Genomic DNA, 1,175 nt, shown 5'->3' with positions numbered 1-1,175 from the left:
CAACTGGCTGGTGCTGATCAAGAGCACGGCCATCGTCTCCATCATCGGCCTGTCCGACCTGATGACGCGCGGCAAGCAGGCCGCGGGCACGACGCGTGAGCCCTTCACCTTCTTCCTGGCCGTGGCCCTCATCTATCTCGTGTTCACCAGCGTGTCGGAACTCGTCTTCGCCTGGGCACAGCGGCGCCTGGCCATCGGCACCAAGGCGGGCAAGTTATGAACTTCGACRCCGTCGCCGAGAACTTTCCGCTCTATCTCAGCGGCCTCGTCACCTCGCTGCAGTTGCTGCTGCTGTCATTGGCAGGTGGCCTGCTGCTGGCCGTGCCGCTGGCGGTCGTGCGGACCGTGTTCCTTGGCTCGCCGTCCCGGCTGGTCTGGCTCTACACCTATGTCTTCCGCGGCACGCCGATGCTGGTGCAGCTCTTCCTCATCTACTACGGCGCAGCGCAGTTCGAGGCCGTGCGAGACAGCTGGGCCTGGCCCTGGCTGTCGTCGGCCACCTTCTGCGCCTGGCTGACCTTCACGCTGAACACGGCCGCCTACACGACCGAGATCATTGCCGGCAGCATTCGCGCGCTGCCCGCCGGCGAGATCGAGGCCGCCAAGGCGCTGGGCATGGGGCGCGGGCTGATGCTGCGCCGCGTGGTGCTGCCCGCCGCGCTGCGCCGCGCGCTGCCGRCCTATGGCAACGAGGCCATCTTCATGCTGCACGGCACCTCGCTGGCCAGCACGGTGACACTGCTGGACGTGACCGGCGCGGCCCAACAGGTCTATGCCAAGTACTACCTTCCCTTCGAGGCCTTCATCACGGCCGGCGCCTTCTATTTCGTGCTGACGCTGTGCCTGGTCGGTCTGTTCCGCTGGGCCGAGAACCGCTGGCTCAAGCCGATGATGTCCCGCTAGCCATGAATATCCAACGCCATCCCTTGCTCTCCCCTGCCCCGGGCACGCAGCGCGAGCTGGTCTCGCTGCATTACGGCCAGCCCGGCGGACAAAAGGCCTACATCCAGGCTTCGCTGCACGGCGACGAGCTGCCTGGCATGCTGGTCGCCCACCACCTGCGCCTGCAGCTTGACGCGCTGGAGGCTGCCGGCCAGATCAGCGGCGAGATCGTCCTCGTCCCCATGGCCAACCCCATCGGCCTGAGCCAGTTCATGCTGCATGCCCATCTGGGC

1 protein-coding gene and 2 pseudogenes are annotated in these 1,175 nt (G+C 66.6%); all 3 read left to right on the top strand.

Annotated elements, in window-relative coordinates; all coding sequences use genetic code 11:
* A pseudogene (locus AC1DU6_RS32050) lies at positions 1-220 on the top strand (arginine ABC transporter permease ArtQ); the annotation flags it as partial.
* A complete protein-coding gene (locus tag AC1DU6_RS32045; RefSeq protein WP_477862239.1) occupies positions 217-903 on the top strand; it encodes an ABC transporter permease in 687 nt (228 codons plus the stop codon). The pseudogene AC1DU6_RS32050 and the gene AC1DU6_RS32045, both read left to right, overlap by 4 nt.
* A gap of 2 nt (positions 904-905) precedes the next feature.
* A pseudogene (locus tag AC1DU6_RS32040) lies at positions 906-1,175 on the top strand (succinylglutamate desuccinylase); the annotation flags it as partial.

This window comes from Roseateles sp. P5_B10, from assembly GCF_056400485.1.
Note: the sequence above shows the minus strand (reverse complement) of the source record. Positions and strands in the feature narration are given on the sequence as shown.